This window comes from Caulobacter sp. D5, assembly GCF_003185805.1.
GTDB lineage: Bacteria > Pseudomonadota > Alphaproteobacteria > Caulobacterales > Caulobacteraceae > Caulobacter.
The window spans coordinates 20,245-36,651 of the sequence record NZ_QHJY01000137.1; the positions used below are offsets into that span (position 1 = coordinate 20,245).

The window sequence follows — 16,407 nt, forward strand, 5'->3', positions numbered from 1 at the left end:
GTAACAGGAATCAATCGGGGTGCAAGTCGGGCGGAAAGGGGCTGAATACGGTCGGTTCGGGCGCCGAGCCGGCCGCGACGACGCCTTTGACGGCCTCCAGCTCACGGGCGAAAACAGCGAAAAACATCGGGAATTCCGCAATCATTCCGGGCTCTTGGCCTGGGCGTTTGGTTGCGGTCGAAACGCGTGCGTTTGCGCTGAAGTGGGGCTCCGGGGTGATAAGAAACCCGTCGCCAGGCGCACGATCTATGACGCCGTACGGCGCAAAACTTATCACCTGTCGCGCCGAACCTATCGCGGGCCTCGCGCGCCGCCGATAGGAAATGGAGCGCGCCCTCAAGGTTTCGCGGTGCGTCGGTTGCGATCGTCCGAGCGTCAACGCCTCTGTCGGTGCGAACGGGGACGACGCCTGGTCCGATGACCGCCGGCCATTCCCCGGATACAGACAGAATCCAAGGAGAGGAACTTTGGCCGGGAAGAAGGTGCCCCTTAAGATCGCCGTGGCGGAACATCCGCACACGTCGGCCATCCGCGACGGCTCGATCCCCATCGAGGGCGTCGAGGCCGAGATCATCACCGTCAAGCCGCAGATCGGGGCCTTCCGGCGGATGGTGCGCGACGTCGAGTTCGACGTCTGCGAGATCGCGCCCACGACCTATATCATCGCGCGGGCCTATGGCGCGCCGTTCAAGGCGCTGCCGATCTTCGTGGTCCGGCGCTTCCACCACTCGGGCATGCTGATCCGCCCCGACGCCGGCATCGTCACGGCCAAGGATCTGGAAGGCAAGAAGGTCGGGGTGCGCGCCTACTCCGTCACCACCGGCGTCTGGCTGCGCCAGGCCCTGATGGACGACTGCGGCCTGGATGCCTCGAAGGTCACCTGGGTGGTCGACGATGAGGAGCACGTTCGCGAGCTGAAGCTGCCGGGCAACGTCATCCACGCTGACCGCCCGCTGGCCGACATGATGGCCGACGGCGAGCTGTCGGCGGGCGTCGAGGGCGCGGCCGGCATCGGTCGCACCGGCGCCCCGACCGGCGGCTGGCAGGAGGTCGAGGCCGACTATCCGGACCTGCTGCCCAACGCCGCCGAGCTGGAGGCCGACTACTTCCGCCGCACCGGCGTCTATCCGATGCACGGCACCATCGTGGTCAAGGACTCGGTGCTGGAAGAGCATCCGTGGGTGGCCCAGTCGCTCTACAAGGCCTTCAAGCAGGCCAAGGACGAGTGGCTGGAGCGCGTGCGCGCCAATGGCCCGCAGAACGCCACCGAGAAGAAGTACGTCAAGCTGACCGAGATCGTCGGTCCCGACCCGCTGCCCTACGGCATCGAGGCCAATCGTCCGACCATCGAGGCGCTCGAGCGCACCGCCTTCGCCCAGGGCCTGACCCCCAAGCGGATGAGCATCGACGACCTGTTCGTCGATCCGGACAAGCAGTGAGCGTTGGGGAAGACACGACCATGATCATCGATTGCCACGGCCACTTCACCACCGTTCCGAAGTCGTTCCGCGACTGGCGCCAGCGCCAGGTCGACGCCGCCGACAGCCCGTCCACCGCGCCGCCCGTCTCCGAGGCCCACGTCAGCGACGACGAGATCCGCGAAGGCGTCGGCAACGGCCAGCTGAAGCTCCAGCAGGAGCGGGGATCCGACGTCACCCTGTTCTCGCCGATCGCGGGCCTGATGAGCCACCATCTCGGCAACGAGCGCACCAGCCTGCAATGGGCCGAGGTCTCCAACAACCTGGTCAAGCGGGTGACCGAGATCTATCCGGACAACTTCGTGCCGGTCTGCCAGCTGCCGCAGTCGCCCGGCGCGCCGCCGGCCAACTCGATCCCCGAGCTGCGCCGCTGCGTCGAGGAACTGGGCTTCGTCGGCGCCAACGTGAACCCCGACCCGACCGGCGGCTACTGGACCGGCAAGCCGCTGACCGACCGCGAATGGTATCCGCTGTTCGAGGCCCTCTGCGATCTCGACGTGCCGGCCATGGTGCACGTGGCCGCCTCGTGCAATCCGAACTTCCACGGCACCGGCGCCCACTACCTGAACGCCGACACCTCGGTGTTCATGCAGATCCTGCAGAGCGACCTCTTCAAGGACTTCCCGACCCTGCGCCTGGTGATCCCGCACGGCGGCGGCGCGGTGCCCTACCACTGGGGCCGTTATCGCGGCATGTCGCTGGAGATGGCCAACCGGCCGCTGGAGGGCCTGCTGGACAACATCTTCTTCGACAGCTGCGTCTACCACCACCCGGGGGTCGATCTGCTGACCAAGGTGATCCCGTCGAAGAACGTGCTGTTCGGCTCGGAGATGATCGGCGCCGTCCGCGGCAAGGATCCCGACACCGGCCACTACTTCGACGACACCAAGCGCTATGTCGACGCCTGCGTCGGCCTGACCGACGAGGACCGCTTCAACATCTACGAAGGCAACGCCCGCCGGGTCTATCCGCGCCTCGACGCCCACCTGAAGGCGCAAGGCAAATAGGCTAGCATATCAAGGCGCTAGGAGGGCGTGGCGCGGGCGATCCGCGCCGCGCCCTCTGTCGTTCCGACGGGCTTTCGGAGCGGCCCGAAACTTATACCTCGCCGCATAGCTTCGACTGCTCCCGGCCTGCGATCTCGCGTTCCATGGCCCTCGAACAACGGCGGCGAACAACCCGCCGGAGGCCAGTCTAGGGAGCGCTTATGTCCTCGGTGATCGACATCCATCCGCACGTGATTTCGGATGACGAGGGCCGCTATCCGCCGGCGCCGCTGTTCGGCAAGCGCTCGGACTGGTCGCAGGAGCGGCCCTGCGTGGTCGAGACCCTGATCGCGGCCATGGACGAGGCGGGCGTGGCCAAGGCGGCCGTCGTGCACTCTTCCACCACCTACGGCTTCGACAACAGCTACGTCGTCGACGCCTGCAACCGCTACGCGGACCGCCTGATCGCCGTCGGCTCGGTCGACGTGCGTGCGCCCGACGCGGTCGAGACCATCAAGGCCTGGACCGACAAGGGCCTGGCCGGCCTGCGCATCTTCACCGGCGGTAGCACCAAGGACTTCGACCCCACCGAACTGGAGGACGAAAGCGCCTATCCGGCCTGGGAGCTGCTGGGCGAGCTGGGCCTGACCATGTGCATCCAGACCGGCCCCGTCGGCCTGCCGCAGGTGCGGGCCCTGGCCGAGCGCTTCCCCAACGTGCCGATCATCCTTGACCACCTGGGCCGCCCGGAGGTCGCCGACGGCCCTCCCTACGCCGATGCGCAGAGCCTGTTCGACCTGGCCGACCTGCCGTCGATCTACATGAAGCTCACCCCTCGGATCATGGGCGACAGCACCAAGGGCGCGGCGACGCCGGAGACCTGGTTCCCTAAGCTGGTCGAAGTGTTCGGCGCGAACCGCCTGGCCTGGGGCTCCAATTTCCCGACCTCGCCGGGGACGCTGTCGGAGATCCTCGACACCGCCCGCCAGCGCCTGGCCACGCTTTCGCCGGCCGACCAGGAATGGGTCTTCGGCAAAACCGCCCAGACGCTGTATCCGAAGCTGGGCGAATAAGATGACAAACGCTCGGGAGGAAAACATGGCCAGCATCGATCCGGCCGCGACGGCCGCCCCCGCCGGGGTCAAGGCGGTCGAGAACGCCGCCTGGAAGCGGTGGGCGATCCTCGCGCTGCTGGCCGCCGGAGCGCTGATCGCCTTCGTCGACCGCACCAGCATCTCGTCGGCCCTGGCTGTGCCGTCGTTCAAGGCGCACTTCCATCTCTCCAACCTCGACCGGGGCTGGATCAACTCGGCGTTCTTCTGGTCGTACGCGGCCCTGCAGATCCCGATGGGCTGGGTGGTCGACCGCTACGGCGTCAAGGTACCCTACACGATCTGCTTCGTGCTCTGGTGCCTGGCCTCGGCCCTGACCGGCCTGACGACCACCCTGGCGGCCCTGATCGTCATGCGCCTGATTGTCGGCGCGGCCGAGGCGGTGGTTGTGCCGGCCAGCTATCGCTGGATCCGCAACAACTTCCACGAGGGGCAGAGCGGCACGGCCGTCGGCCTCTACATGCTGGGCAACAAGTTCGGTCCCGCCATCGGCGCGCCGGTCGCCGCCTGGCTGATCGTCGCCTACGACTGGCGCGCCATGTTCGTCATCACCGGCGCAGTCGGCCTGCTGTGGCTGGTGCCGTGGCTGTTCGGGGTCAAGAACGACCTGCCGGCCAAGAGCGACATGGTCGCCGTGCGGGCCAAGGCCTCGGCCGTGCCGCTGAAGAACATCCTGGCCAGCCCGCTCGTCTGGGGCACGCTGGTGGTCAACTTCTGCTACAACTACTTCACCTTCTACTGCATGACCTGGATGCCGGCCTATCTGGTCGAGCATCGCGGCCTGACGCTGGAGAAGATGGGGCTCTATTCCTTCTTCAGTTTCGCGGGCATCGCCATCGTCGCGCTGGTCGCCGGCTGGACGGCCGACAAGCTGATCGCCCGGGGCGGCGACGCCGTGGTGGTGCGCAAGAGCTTCGTGGTCGCCGGCTTCCTGGTCGCCTCGACGGTGATCCTGGGCGCCAAGACCGAGAACACGGCCCTGGCCCTGTTCTGGAACGTGTTCTCGCTGTCGGGCCTGGGCCTGGCCACCGCCAACAACCTGGCCCTCTGCCGCCTGACCCTGATCCCCAAACCCGCCGTCGGCGTGGTCACCGGCATCCAGCAGGTGGCCGTCAGCCTGGCCGGCATGGTCGCGCCGATCCTGTCGGGCTGGCTGCTCGACGTCAGCGGCGGCTACACCGTGCCGATGTACGTGATCTTCGCCTTCCTGCTGCTGGGCGCCCTGACGACCCTGTTCGTCCTGCGCCGCGACTGGGCTCCGAAGGTGCCCGAGGGCGTGGTGGTCTGATCTGAATATCCCGGCGTGAAGCGATCACGCCGGGCCTGAAACGAATTGGCGGGTCTGGGGCGCGAGCCCTAGGCCTCGCCGATCAAGGAGACGCGTATGGCCAAGATCGTATTTGGCATGGCTGTGCCGCACAGCGGCATGCTGGGGCAGGCGCCCGAGGACTGGCTGACCAATGGCGAGCGGGACCGCAAGAACCCCGAGCTGTGGTTCCGCAACCGCACCTGGACCTATCCGGAGCTGGAGGCCCATCGCGAGGCCGCCTTCGAACCGTTCCTGACCATCGAGGAGCGCACCGAGCGCGCTGGCCGTTGCCGCGCCGCGCTGGACAAGATGGCCGAGGCCTATGGCCGCGCCAAGATCGACGTGGCCATCGTGCTGGGCAAGGACCAGAAGGAGATCTGGCCCGACCAGTCGCCGTCGATCACCATCTATACCGGCGAGGACGTCCACAACGGCCCGCCCCAGCGCCCCGTCTATGCCCCCGACCACCACGTCGTGCACAAGGCCTATCCGGAGCTGGCCACCTATCTGATCAAGGCCTTCCAGAAGGAGGGTTTCGACCTCAACGACCTGCAGGCCTGGCCCGACAACGTCTGGATGGAGCAGCGCCAGGGCATGAAGCCCGACTATCCGGTGGTGCCGCACGCCTACAGCTTCGTCTATCACCAGATCATGGGCGACCAGCCGCCGCCGCACGTGCCGGTGCTGTTCAACCTGTTCTATCCGCCGACCCAGCCCTCGATGAGCCGCTGCATCGAGTTCGGCCGCGTGCTGCGCGAGGCGATCGAGGCCTGGCCGGCCGACGTGCGCGTGGCGATCATCGCCTCGGGCGGGCTGTCGCACTTCGTCAATGACGAGGAGTTCGACCGCGATGTCATGGGCAAGCTGGCGGCCTACGACTACGACGGCCTCGCCGCGATCCCCGACGGCTACTACCAGTCGGGCACCTCCGAGGTGAAGATCTACAGCATCGTCATGATGGCCCTGCAGCACACCGGCGCGCAGATGACCCTGGTCGACTACGTGCCCTGCTGGCGCACCGCCGCCGGCACGGGCGAGGGCATGGGCTTCATGTACTGGAATCCCGAGGAGTAGGGGGCTTTGCGCCCTTGCTCCTCCACCTCCGCCCTCATCCGCCTTCATCCAAACGCTGCCTCCCTGGGCCTTGTGCCCAGGGCCTATCGTTCAGCCGCTCAGATCGTTGGAAGTCCGCCAAGGTTTGAGCGGTCGCCGGCATGGGCCCTCGCCACGAGGGCGAGGGAGGCATGTTTGGTGGGTAAGTGAAGGTTGATCCGACGTCCTTCCCGATCCCCGTCCTGAAAGCGCATGGGGACACTTGGCGCGCGGGGGCTTGACCGGCTCCCGCGCGCTTTTTCTATCGGCGGGGAAGGTTCATCGATCAGGGCGAGACGACCGCGCGGGTCTAGCTCAGTCGGACAGAAACCACGGGGAAGAACCATGACCGACACCCGCCTGAACGGCGTCATCCGCGCCTGGGAAGCCGGCAAGCCCGCCTTCACCTGCTTCGCCAAGGCCGACAAGCAGAGCGCCATCGACCTTTCGGACTCGCCCTATGACGGCCTGGTGTTCGAGATGGAGCACAATCCCTGGGACATGGCCGCCCTCGGCGATTCCCTGCAGTACCTGCTGAACCGCAAGCAGATCCATTCGGCGCCCACCCTGGCCCCGCAGGTCACCCCGATCGTCCGCGTGCCGGCCAACGGCGTCGAGATGAACCAGGCCTACGCCAAGCAGGCGCTCGACCGCGGCGTCTACGGCGTGATCTGGCCGCACATCAACGACGTGGCTCAGGCCTACAACGCCGTCGCCTCGTGCCGCTACGCCCGTCCCAAGAACGCCCCGCTGTACGAGCCGCGCGGCGTGCGCGGCGATGGTCCCGCCACCGCCGCCCGCTACTGGGGCCTGTCGATGGCCGACTACTACGCCAAGGCCGACGTCTGGCCGCTGGCCCCGCAGGGCGAGCTGCTGGTCGGCCTGATGATCGAGAGCGTCAAGGGCGTCGAGAACCTCGATGAGATCCTGAAAGAGGTGCCCGGCATCGGCTTCGTGCTGATCGGGGAGGGCGACCTTTCCCAGGAAATGGGCTTCCCGCGCCAGTACGATCATCCCGACGTGCGCGACGCCATGAAGAAGGTCGCCGAGACCTGCGTGCGCCACGGCGTGCCGGTCGGCAACCCGCACACCAACGCCGGCAACCTCGAGCGTCTGCTGTCGGAAGGCTACCGCTGGCTGATGGCCGCCCCGCAGCGCTCCTACGGCGTGGTCGGCAAGGGCAAGGAACTGGCCGGCTACTAGTCTCCGGAAAATACTCCAAGGGCCGGAAATCTATCGCTTTCCGGCCCGATTGGATTGGAGGCTTCCCCCTCCGCCGTGGTCTCAACTTCCCATGATCGAACAACACCCGGCCGCGTAATCGCCGGGGAACGGGGAGTAGCCATGAACGGCGCCGAAAGCCTTGTGAACACGCTGGCCGACCAGGGCGTCGAGGTCTGTTTCGCCAATCCCGGCACCTCGGAAATGCACTTCCTGGCGGCGCTGGAAAATCCCCGCATCCGCAGCGTCCTGTGCCTGTTCGAGGGCGTGGCCACCGGCGCGGCCGACGGTTGGGCCCGGATGAAGGACAAGCCGGCCTCCACCCTGCTGCACCTGGGGCCCGGCCTCGCCAACGGCCTGGCCAACATCCACAACGCCAAGCGGGCCGGCGTCGGCATGGTCAACATCATCGGCGAGCACGCCGCCTCGCACCTGAAGTACGACGCGCCGCTGACTTCCGACATCCAGGGCCTGGCCAGGCCCCTGTGCCACTGGGTGCGCACCACCGACAGCTCGGAGTCGATCGCCACCGACACCGCCGCCGCCGTCGCCAAGGCCAATGAGGGCCTGGTCTCGGCCCTGATCCTGCCCGGCGACGCCAGCTGGGGCGAGGCGGGCGAGGTTCCCAAGCTTCCCAAGCGCGAGCCGGCCCGCCGCGCGCCGCCGGCCGACAAGGTCGAGCACATCGCCAAGGTGCTGGCCTCGGGCGAGCCGACCCTGATCATCTTCGGCGGCAAGTCCATGCGGGGGCGCTCGCTGGATCTGGCCGGCCGCGTCGCCGCCGCCACCGGCTGTCGGATCGCCACCCAGTTCTTCAGCGTCCGCATCGAGCGTGGCGCGGGCCGCACGCCGCTGGAGCGCATCCCCTACGCCGTGAACCAGGCCGTGGCGTTCCTCAGCGGCTTCAAGCACATCGTCACGGTCGAGACCGGCGAGCCGATCGCCTTCTTCAGCTATCCCGACAAGCCCAGCGTGCTGAAGCCCGCCGGCTGCCAGGTGCATGAGCTGGTCGCCAAGGACGAGGACAGCATCCTGGGCCTGGAGATGCTGGCGCAGGCCCTTGGCGCGCTGAAGACCGATCCGGTGCTCCAGGCGCGCTCGGAGCAGGCGGCCCCGCAGGGCGCGCTGAACCCCGTCAGCATCGCCCACGCCCTCAGCTACGCCATGCCCGAGAACTGCATCCTGGTGGACGAGTCCCTGACCACCGGCCGGGAGTCGATGGGCCTGACCGCCGGGGCGCGGCCGCACGACACCATCCAGAACATGGGCGGCTCGATCGGCTACGGCACGCCGGTGGCGACGGGGGCGGCAATGGCCTGCCCGGACCGCCGGACCTTCTGCATGGTGGGCGACGGCAGCGCCATGTACACGATCCAGTCGCTGTGGACCCAGGCCCGCGAAGGCCTGCCGGTCACGACGATCATCTTCGCCAACAACAGCTACGCCATCCTCAAGGCCGAATATTCGAACATGGGCGCGGGCGCCGCGCCGGGGCCGCGCGCCCTGTCGATGATCGACATCGGCAACCCGACCATCGACTGGGTCGCCATGGCCAAGAGCATGGGCGTGCCGGCGGTCAGCGTCGAGACGGCGGAAGACTTCACCCAGGCCATGATCAACTCCACCCGCGAGGCGGGCCCGGTGCTGATCGAAGTCAAACTCTAAAAGAACGAACCGGGAGGGACCGCGTCATGAGCGACGTTGCGACCGAAGTGCTGACCCTGAAGACCAACCTGGCCGACTATCCGGTGACCAAGGCCATGAAGGACGGCCGGGTGACGTCCGACATCGTCACCCTGGACTTCTGCGGCCCCGAACAGGCCCACAACGGCTTCAAGGACATGGTCCGCCGCAACCAGTACGACGCCGGCGAGCTGGCGATCGTCACCTACCTGCAGGCCAAGTGCTACGGGAAGCCCTATGTGCTGCTGCCGGCCCCGATCTCGGGCCGCTTCCAGCACCATTGCGCGGGCTTCAACAAGGAACTCGGCCACCTCGACCCCAAGGACATCGAGGGCAGGGAAGTGGGGGTGCGCACCTACGCCCAGACCACCGGCCTGTGGATCCGCGGCGTGCTCCAGCATGAATACGGCGTCGACCTCGACAAGGTCACCTGGCGCACCACCGGCGACGGCCACCTGGAAGAATACTCCGACCCGGCCAACTGCGTGCGCCTGCCCAAGGGTTCGGACATCGGCCAGATGATGCTCGACGGCGAACTGGCGGCCACGCTGCAAGGCGTCGATCTGCCCAAGGATCCGCGCGTGCAGTACCTGGTGCCGGACCCGTTCAACGCCGCCAAGGCCTGGTTCGAGCGCGAGCAGGTCGTGCCGATCAACCACATCTTCGTGGTCCACGAGGATGTCGCCAGGCAGCGCCCCGACGTGGTCCGCGAGATCTATCGGATGATCGTCGAGAGCCGCGCCCTGACCGAGGGCGGCCCGCCGGCCGTCTATCCGCCGTTTGGCCTGGAAGCCAACCGTAAGGGCCTACAGCTGGCCATCGACTGGGCCTTCGACCAGAAGATCATCCCGCGCAAGCTGTCGGTCGACGAGCTATTCGACGACTTCACGGCCAGCCTCGGCGCCTGATCCAGATCATCTCGGTTTCTTCGACGCCGGCGCGCCCGGACCTCGCGGTCCGGACGCGTCGGCGTTCGTCGTTGTGAAGTCGTCACAGAATATTTCTTGAGATTCCAGCCGGTCGCGGCGGCGAAAAATGAATAGGCCTGCCCGGTAAAGCAATCATCGGGCGAGGCGAAGGCGCGTCATCCTCCTGACGCTGCGTCAATGAACGCGGCGAACCATAAGAACAGGCCGACCGGACAGCGGATACGGCGTGGAGGGAACGATGAAGAACCTCGGAAGGACCGCCGTCTTTCTGGCCGGGGCCAGCGCGCTCGCGCTCGCCACCTCGGCCTTCGCCCAGACCAATCCGCCTGAAACGCCGCCCGCCGGCGAAACCGTCGAGACCACGGTCGACGCCGTGGTCGTCACCGGCTCGCGCGTCATCCGTAATGGCGACGCCAGCCCGTCGCCTGTCACCGTGGTCCAGGCCGACGACGTGCTGCGCGCAGCCCCCGGCAACCTGGCCGAAGCCCTCACCGTCCTGCCGGTGTTCGCCGGTTCGCGCGGGGCGGGGGTCAACCCGACCTCGACCGGCAGCGTCGGGGCCGGCAACGCCTCGGCCAACCAGCTGAACCTGCGCAACATCGGCGCCAACCGCACCCTGATCCTGCTGGACGGACTGCGCGTGCCGCCGACCCTGCTGAACGGGGTCGTCGACGTCGACCTGATCCCGCAGATGCTGGTGCAGCGGGTCGACACCGTCACCGGCGGCGTCTCGGCGGTCTATGGCTCCGACGCCGTCACCGGCGTCGTGAACTACGTCGTCGACAAGAAGTTCGAGGGCCTGAAGATGCTGGCCCAGACCGGCGTCTCCCAGCAGGGCGACGGCGAGAAGATCGATGTCGGCCTTGCCGCCGGAACCCGTTTTGCCGGCGGCCGCGGCCATGTCGAGGCCAGCTACGAGTATCGCGACGAGAAGGGGATCGCCTACCGCTCCGACCGCGACTGGATGAATGTCTGGGGCGTGGCCGGGGCCGGCACGGCGGCCAATCCCTATGTGCTCTACAGCGACCTGCGCCAGGCCGGCTTCCCGTTCGGCGGCCTGATCACCAGCGGCGTGCTGTCGGGCCAGACCTTCGCCGCGAACGGAACCCTGCGGGCCTTCGTCCCAGGGACCGCCACCGGCTCGTCGGCCCTCCAGGTCGGCGGCGACGGCGGCTATTACGACTCCTCGCTGCTGGCGCCGATGAAGGGCCACCAGCTGTTCGGCCGCGTCGACTACGACCTCACCGACAACGTCCACGGCTATCTGCAGGTGGGCGGCAACCTCAAGACCAACGCCAACTATTCCGACTATGTCCGCCTGACCAACGTCCAGCTCAGCTCGACCAACGCCTTCCTGTCGCCGACCTACCAGGCGCAGCTGGCCGGCGCGAACCAGTCGACCTTCCGTCTCAGCGAACTGATGAGCAGCGGCGGCCGGCTGGAAGCGCGCTCCAAGTCGCGTCAGTGGATCTACATGGGCGGGCTGAACGGTTCGCTGGGCGACTACAAGTGGGGCCTCGACTTCACCCACGGCCAGACGCGCCTGGGCACGACCCTGGCCAACAACCTCAACAACCAGCGCCTGGCCGCGGCCCTCGACGCCGTCGTCGATCCGTCCAGCGGCAAGATCGTCTGCAACATCGCCCTGACCAATCCAAGCCTGGCCCAGGGCTGCGCGCCGCTCAACGTCTTCGGCCCGACCGCCGCCAGCGCCGAGGCCATCGACTACGTCTTCCAGGAGACCCACTACACGGCCCGCACGGTCATGGATTCGATGTCTGGCCACATCGACGGCTCGCCGTTCAGCACCTGGGCCGGCCCCGTGGGCCTGGCCTTGTCGGGCGAGTGGCGCAAGCTGAGCTTCGAGTCCGCCAGCGACGCCCTGCCGTCCGACGTCGTGAACTGCACGGGCATCCGCTACAACTGCACCGCCGGTTCGGCCCTGTGGACCCAGACCTTCGCCAGCAGCCCCAAGGTCAGCCAGACCGTCAAGGAGGCCGCGCTGGAAGCCGACGTGCCGCTGGTCAAGGACCTGCCTCTGATCCGCGTGCTCAGCGTCAACGGCGCGGCCCGCTTCACCAGCTATGACACCAGCGGCGACTACTGGACCTGGAAGCTGGGCCTCGACTGGCGGCTGAACGACACCGTGCGCCTGCGCGGCACCCGCTCGCGCGACATCCGTGCGCCGACGCTCTACGAGCTGTTCGCCCCGGTCAATTCTGTGCCGGTCAGCACCCAGGACCTGCTGACGACCCTCAGCCCGACCGTGGCCTCGGTCGATCTCTCCAACCCCGACCTCAAGGCCGAGATCGGCGACACCGCCACGCTAGGCGTGGTCTGGAGCCCGATCCCGCGCTTTTCGGTGGCGCTGGACGCCTACCACATCACCGTCAAGGACGCGGTCACCCAGGTGAACGGCGCCACGGCCGCCTACCAGCGCGCCTGCTACGACAGCGGCGGGACCTCGCCGTTCTGCGCCCTGCAGGACCGCCTCAACGGCTATGCCGACAAGAGCGCCTCCAACGTCGTGCAGCGCTGGTACACCAAGTACTACAACATCGCCCAGGTCGAGACCTGGGGCGCGGACCTGGAGGTCAACTACGCCACGACGGCCTTCGAGCGGCCCGCCTCGCTGCGGTTCCTGGCCGCCTTCCAGCCGCACGTCTACTACCGCCAGCCGGGGGTCACGACCACCGACCAGGGCGGGGTCGCCTTCGGTCCGCTGGGGGCCGCCGCCGGCCCGTCGCTGCGTCTAACGGCGCTGGCCCGCTTCCAGCCGCTGGAGAACCTGACGGTCGACGTCATGCAGCGCTGGCGCGACGACATGAAGCTGGGCGGCGACCCGTCGCAGATCTGGGCGAACAACAAGATCGACGCTTTCGCCACCACCAGCCTGACCCTGACCTACCAGGCCGACACCCGTGCGGGGCGGACGGACTTCTTCTTCAACGTCCAGAACCTGTTCGACGCCGATCCGCCGCCCGGGGCCTACGCCCTGAACGGCACGCGAGCGGGTCTGCGCGACGGCTACGCCATCGGCGACGACGTCATGGGTCGCTACTTCACGATCGGCGCGCGGCTGAAGATGTAACGACAAGCGGAAACGGCCGGAGAGCGTCTCCGGCCGTTTCACGCCGTGGTCCATGGCGGGAGGTCAGCCGACCGGATGGCCCTCGAACCAGAAGGCGGCCGAGGCCAGCATCAGCGTCCAGGCGGACGCCGGGCGCGCGGCTTGCGGGCGAGGGGGCTTCTGCGCCGGCGAGCGCGTGGAAACCGAGGCGCGCGGCGCCGTCGCGGCAATTGACCTGGACACTTCCAACCCTCGTATTTTTCGCGAGTAGGCGCGGAAGGCGCGGGCGAAGCAACGGGGCGGGCTGGTGAGAGGCCTGGTCGTGCGCGAAACTTATCGCGCCGAACGACAAACTAATATGCGGGCCGCGTCAGGGCGGTGCGGGCGCCCATCCACGCGAGGGCGTGGCCAGGGCGCCGTCCTCGGGGTTCGTTCAGCGCGCCGGCAGAGGACGCGTCGAAGCCGTGCGCAGCATATTACGCAGAGCTGGCGGGATGGCCGGCCGGCGTTCGCTATCGCGTTGGATGTAAAGAAGGAAAATGGTGGATGCTGCAGGGATTGAACCTGCGACCCCCTCGGTGTGAACGAGGTGCTCTCCCGCTGAGCTAAGCATCCGCCGGGTGGGCTGGGCCTTCCGAAGAAGTCCCCGCCGCGAGAGGAAGGGGGCTATAGACCGCTCTTTTCCGCGCCGCAAGAGCCCAAAAGCGAGATTGCCGCCTCCGGGACCTCGGAAAAGCGATCTATCAACAGATCTCCGCCGAGGGTCTCGACCGGAGCCTCGGTGTAGCCGAACGAGACCAGCAGGGCCGGCACGTTCGCTGCCTTGGCGCTCAGGACGTCGTTGATGCTGTCGCCGACCATCACCGCCCGGGTGGGATCGCCGCCGACCGCGGCGATGGCCGCCAGCACGTGGCGCGGGTCGGGCTTGGGGGCGGGGGCGTCGTCGGCGCCGACCACGGCGTCGAAGAATCGGGTCAGGTCGACGGCGTCCAGCAGGGCGACCGACAGGTGGGTCAGCTTGTTGGTGCAGACGACGAGGCGCGCGCCGGCGGCCTTCAGGTCGGCAAGCACCTCGACCACGCCCTCGAACGGCGCGCTCTCGTGGGCGATGCGGCCCAGATAGATGGCGATGAAGCGCTCGACCAGCCGAGGCGCGCGTTCGGCGTCCAGCGGCGCGCCGGCGGCGGCGAAGCCTCGCTCCAGCAGCGCCTTGGCGCCGCGGCCGACCATCTTGCGCACGTCGTCGAAGGGCAGGGCGGGCAGGCCCTCCTCGGCGAGGATGGTGTTCAGCGCGCCCACCAGGTCCGGCGCGGTGTCGACCAGGGTGCCGTCGAGGTCGAAGGCGATCGTCGTGTCCCGAAGGGCGGTTTCATGGGCGTGCGAAAGAGACATGCTCTGGCCTTTCGGCTAAAGGCGCGGCTAATGCAACTTTGGTTCGCTTCGGAGTCGCTCTGGTCATGACTACGACCACCCCCTCTCGCCCCCGCGCCGCCGTGATCCTGGCCGCCGGTCAGGGCACGCGGATGAAGTCTCCGACGCCCAAGGTGCTGCACAAGGTCGGCGGCCGGCCGATGCTCGACCACGCCATCGACGCCGCGCAGGCCCTGGGCTGCGAGCGCATCGTGGTGGTCGTGGGCGCGCACAGCCCGCAGGTCGGCGAGCACGCCCGCAAGCGCCTGGGCCCGAACGCCACCGTCGTGCAGGATCCGCCGCTGGGCACCGGCCACGCCGTGCTGGCCGCCAAGGACGCCCTGGCCGACTTCGACGGCGACGTGGTCGTCACCTATGCCGACTGCCCGCTGCTCAATGCTCCGGTGATCGCGCCGCTGTTCGACCTGCGCGCCGCCGGGACCGACGTCGCCGTGCTGGGCTTCGAGGCCGCCGATCCAGGCGCCTATGGCCGCCTGGTGCTGGCCCCCGGCCACGTGCTGCTGCGCATCGTCGAGGCCAAGGACGCCGAGCCGGCCGTCCTGGCCCTCAAGCACTGCAATTCCGGCGTCCTGGCCGCCGATCGCGCCCAGCTGTTCGACCTGCTGGCCGCCGTCGGCCACGACAACGCCAAGGGCGAGTACTATCTGACCGACATCGTCGGCATCGCCCATGACCGCAAGCTGGCCACCCGCGCGGCCTTCGCGCCCGAGGCCGCCGTGCAGGGCGTCAATTCCCAGGCCGAGCTGGCCGCCGCCGAGGCCGTCTGGCAGGCCGGCCGCCGCGCCGTCTTGATGGCCGAAGGCGTGACCATGCCCGCGCCGGAGACCGTCCACCTGTCGTGGGACACGGCGATCGCCGCCGGCGTCACGGTGGAACAGTTCGTGGTGTTCGGCGCGGGCGTCAGCGTCGCTTCCGGCGCGGTGATCAAGGCCTTCAGCCACCTGGAAGGCGCCTTGGTCGGGGAGGGCGCCCTGATCGGTCCCTACGCCCGCCTGCGTCCGGGGGCCGAGATCGGTCCGGAGGCTCACATCGGCAACTTCGTCGAGGTCAAGAAGGTCAAGGTCGGGGCCGGCGCCAAGGCCAACCACCTGAGCTATCTGGGCGACGGCTCGGTCGGCCCGAAGGCCAACATCGGGGCCGGCACGATCTTCTGCAATTACGACGGCTTCGAGAAGTTCGAGACCCATGTCGGCGCGGGCGCCTTCATCGGCTCCAACTCGGCCCTGGTCGCCCCGGTGCGGATCGGCGACGGGGCCATGACCGGCTCGGGCTCGGTGATTACCGCCGACGTTCCCGCCGGCGACCTGGCGCTGAGCCGCGCGCCGCAAGCCATCAAGACCGGTTGGGCGGCCAGGTTCCGCGCCCTGAAACAGGCCCAAAAGCAGGCGAAGAAGGATAAGAAGGCATGAGCGCCGACGACCAGAAGAGAATTTCGGGCGAAGCGGCCGCGCAGCTCGTCGAAGCCGGCATGGTCGTGGGCCTGGGCACCGGCTCGACCGCCGCCTGGTTCGTGAAGGCCCTGGCCGCCCGCAAGCTCGACATCCGCGGCGTGCCGACCTCGGAAGCCACCGCCAGCCTCGCCCGTGAGCTCGGCATCACGCTGGTGGCCCTGGACGACGTCAAGACGATCGACCTGACCGTCGACGGCGCCGACGAGATCGGCCCGGGCCTGTCCCTGATCAAGGGCGGCGGCGCGGCCCTGCTGCGCGAGAAGCTGGTCTGGGAGGCCTCGAGCCGCTGCGTCGTCATCGCCGACGCCGCCAAGCACGTGAAGGTGCTGGGCAAGTTCCCGCTGCCGATCGAGGTGGTGCGCTTCGGCCACCCCCACACCGGTTATCGCCTGGGCGACATCGCCGCCGAGTTCGACCTGCCGCCGCCCCGCCTGCGCATGGCCGACCGCGGCGTCGTCGCCACCGACGGCGGCAATGTGATCTACGACATGGCCTCGGGCGCGATCCCCGACCCTGCGGCCCTGGCGGCGGCGCTGAAGACCGTCACCGGCGTGGTCGATCACGGCCTGTTCCTCGACCTCGCCGACGAGGCCCTGGTCGGGACCGACGACGGGGTGGTCAAGCTTCTGCCTTGATCCCATATCC

The 16,407-nt window shown here is 68.2% G+C and carries 14 protein-coding genes and 1 tRNA gene; 11 read left to right on the plus strand and 4 right to left on the minus strand.

Going from position 1 to position 16,407, the window contains the following annotated elements:
* Nucleotides 1-10 precede the first annotated feature (10 nt).
* Entirely contained in the window at nucleotides 11-145 is a 135-nt protein-coding gene (locus tag DMC18_RS27165) for a hypothetical protein (protein ID WP_255580319.1), read from the minus strand.
* Nucleotides 146-482: 337 nt separating this feature from the next.
* On the opposite strand from DMC18_RS27165, the gene DMC18_RS09960 reads away from it, so the two are divergent.
* From DMC18_RS09960 to DMC18_RS10000, 9 genes are all read left to right on the plus strand, one after another.
* Entirely contained in the window at nucleotides 483-1,439 is a 957-nt protein-coding gene (locus tag DMC18_RS09960) for an ABC transporter substrate-binding protein (RefSeq protein ID WP_199232561.1), read from the plus strand.
* 20 nt (nucleotides 1,440-1,459) lie between these two features.
* Nucleotides 1,460-2,485 (plus strand): amidohydrolase family protein, encoded by a 1,026-nt coding sequence (locus tag DMC18_RS09965; protein ID WP_110118528.1) that lies wholly within the window; start codon nucleotides 1,460-1,462, stop codon nucleotides 2,483-2,485.
* Between the two features lie 200 nt (nucleotides 2,486-2,685).
* Entirely contained in the window at nucleotides 2,686-3,537 is an 852-nt protein-coding gene (locus DMC18_RS09970) for an amidohydrolase (RefSeq protein ID WP_110118529.1), read from the plus strand.
* Between the two features lie 25 nt (nucleotides 3,538-3,562).
* Nucleotides 3,563-4,864, plus strand: coding sequence for an MFS transporter (locus tag DMC18_RS09975; RefSeq protein ID WP_110118530.1), 1,302 nt, complete (start codon nucleotides 3,563-3,565; stop codon nucleotides 4,862-4,864).
* A gap of 96 nt (nucleotides 4,865-4,960) precedes the next feature.
* Nucleotides 4,961-5,959, plus strand: a complete 999-nt coding sequence (locus DMC18_RS09980; protein WP_110118531.1) for a protocatechuate 3,4-dioxygenase — start codon at nucleotides 4,961-4,963, stop codon at nucleotides 5,957-5,959.
* A 363-nt stretch (nucleotides 5,960-6,322) separates the two neighbouring features.
* Nucleotides 6,323-7,180, plus strand: coding sequence for an HpcH/HpaI aldolase/citrate lyase family protein (locus DMC18_RS09985; RefSeq protein ID WP_110118532.1), 858 nt, complete (start codon nucleotides 6,323-6,325; stop codon nucleotides 7,178-7,180).
* Between the two features lie 141 nt (nucleotides 7,181-7,321).
* On the plus strand, nucleotides 7,322-8,863 hold the full coding sequence (locus tag DMC18_RS09990; RefSeq protein ID WP_110118533.1) for an acetolactate synthase large subunit: 1,542 nt from the start codon (nucleotides 7,322-7,324) through the stop codon (nucleotides 8,861-8,863).
* 26 nt (nucleotides 8,864-8,889) lie between these two features.
* Nucleotides 8,890-9,789 carry a phosphate ABC transporter substrate-binding protein gene (locus tag DMC18_RS09995; RefSeq protein ID WP_110118534.1) on the plus strand — a complete coding sequence of 300 codons (900 nt, stop codon included), beginning with the start codon at nucleotides 8,890-8,892 and terminating at the stop codon, nucleotides 9,787-9,789.
* 259 nt (nucleotides 9,790-10,048) lie between these two features.
* The gene (locus DMC18_RS10000) at nucleotides 10,049-12,901 is read left to right on the plus strand and encodes a TonB-dependent siderophore receptor (protein ID WP_110132909.1); all 2,853 of its coding nucleotides are present in this window, start codon (nucleotides 10,049-10,051) and stop codon (nucleotides 12,899-12,901) included.
* A gap of 63 nt (nucleotides 12,902-12,964) precedes the next feature.
* Here the strand turns inward: DMC18_RS10000 and DMC18_RS25980 are convergent, their stop codons facing one another.
* The 3 genes from DMC18_RS25980 to gph form a co-directional block, all read right to left on the minus strand.
* The gene (locus tag DMC18_RS25980; RefSeq protein WP_158285893.1) at nucleotides 12,965-13,123 is read right to left on the minus strand and encodes a hypothetical protein; all 159 of its coding nucleotides are present in this window, start codon (nucleotides 13,121-13,123) and stop codon (nucleotides 12,965-12,967) included.
* A gap of 297 nt (nucleotides 13,124-13,420) precedes the next feature.
* Nucleotides 13,421-13,495 (minus strand) — tRNA-Val (locus tag DMC18_RS10010).
* 51 nt (nucleotides 13,496-13,546) lie between these two features.
* Nucleotides 13,547-14,272, minus strand: coding sequence for a phosphoglycolate phosphatase (gene gph / locus DMC18_RS10015; protein ID WP_110118537.1), 726 nt, complete (start codon nucleotides 14,270-14,272; stop codon nucleotides 13,547-13,549).
* A 65-nt stretch (nucleotides 14,273-14,337) separates the two neighbouring features.
* On the opposite strand from gph, the gene glmU reads away from it, so the two are divergent.
* Both glmU and rpiA read left to right on the plus strand, forming a co-directional pair.
* A complete protein-coding gene (gene glmU / locus DMC18_RS10020) occupies nucleotides 14,338-15,720 on the plus strand; it encodes a bifunctional UDP-N-acetylglucosamine diphosphorylase/glucosamine-1-phosphate N-acetyltransferase GlmU (protein WP_110118538.1) in 1,383 nt (460 codons plus the stop codon).
* Nucleotides 15,717-16,397: a ribose-5-phosphate isomerase RpiA gene (gene rpiA / locus DMC18_RS10025; protein WP_110118539.1), complete on the plus strand. Its 681-nt coding sequence runs from the start codon at nucleotides 15,717-15,719 to the stop codon at nucleotides 16,395-16,397. Before glmU ends, rpiA begins: the two co-directional genes overlap by 4 nt.
* Nucleotides 16,398-16,407 lie beyond the last annotated feature (10 nt).

Bases quoted from the DNA above. Each gene is read 5' to 3' on its own strand.
- glmU (WP_110118538.1), top strand. From the start codon at position 14,338: ATGACTACGACCACCCCCTCTCGCCCCCGCGCCGCCGTGATCCTGGCC.
- DMC18_RS09965 (WP_110118528.1), top strand. From the start codon at position 1,460: ATGATCATCGATTGCCACGGCCACTTCACCACCGTTCCGAAGTCGTTC.
- rpiA (WP_110118539.1), top strand. From the start codon at position 15,717: ATGAGCGCCGACGACCAGAAGAGAATTTCGGGCGAAGCGGCCGCGCAG.
- DMC18_RS27165 (WP_255580319.1), bottom strand. From the start codon at position 145: ATGATTGCGGAATTCCCGATGTTTTTCGCTGTTTTCGCCCGTGAGCTG.
- DMC18_RS09995 (WP_110118534.1), top strand. From the start codon at position 8,890: ATGAGCGACGTTGCGACCGAAGTGCTGACCCTGAAGACCAACCTGGCC.
- DMC18_RS09990 (WP_110118533.1), top strand. From the start codon at position 7,322: ATGAACGGCGCCGAAAGCCTTGTGAACACGCTGGCCGACCAGGGCGTC.
- DMC18_RS09980 (WP_110118531.1), top strand. From the start codon at position 4,961: ATGGCCAAGATCGTATTTGGCATGGCTGTGCCGCACAGCGGCATGCTG.
- DMC18_RS09985 (WP_110118532.1), top strand. From the start codon at position 6,323: ATGACCGACACCCGCCTGAACGGCGTCATCCGCGCCTGGGAAGCCGGC.
- gph (WP_110118537.1), bottom strand. From the start codon at position 14,272: ATGTCTCTTTCGCACGCCCATGAAACCGCCCTTCGGGACACGACGATC.
- DMC18_RS09970 (WP_110118529.1), top strand. From the start codon at position 2,686: ATGTCCTCGGTGATCGACATCCATCCGCACGTGATTTCGGATGACGAG.
- DMC18_RS10000 (WP_110132909.1), top strand. From the start codon at position 10,049: ATGAAGAACCTCGGAAGGACCGCCGTCTTTCTGGCCGGGGCCAGCGCG.
- DMC18_RS09975 (WP_110118530.1), top strand. From the start codon at position 3,563: ATGGCCAGCATCGATCCGGCCGCGACGGCCGCCCCCGCCGGGGTCAAG.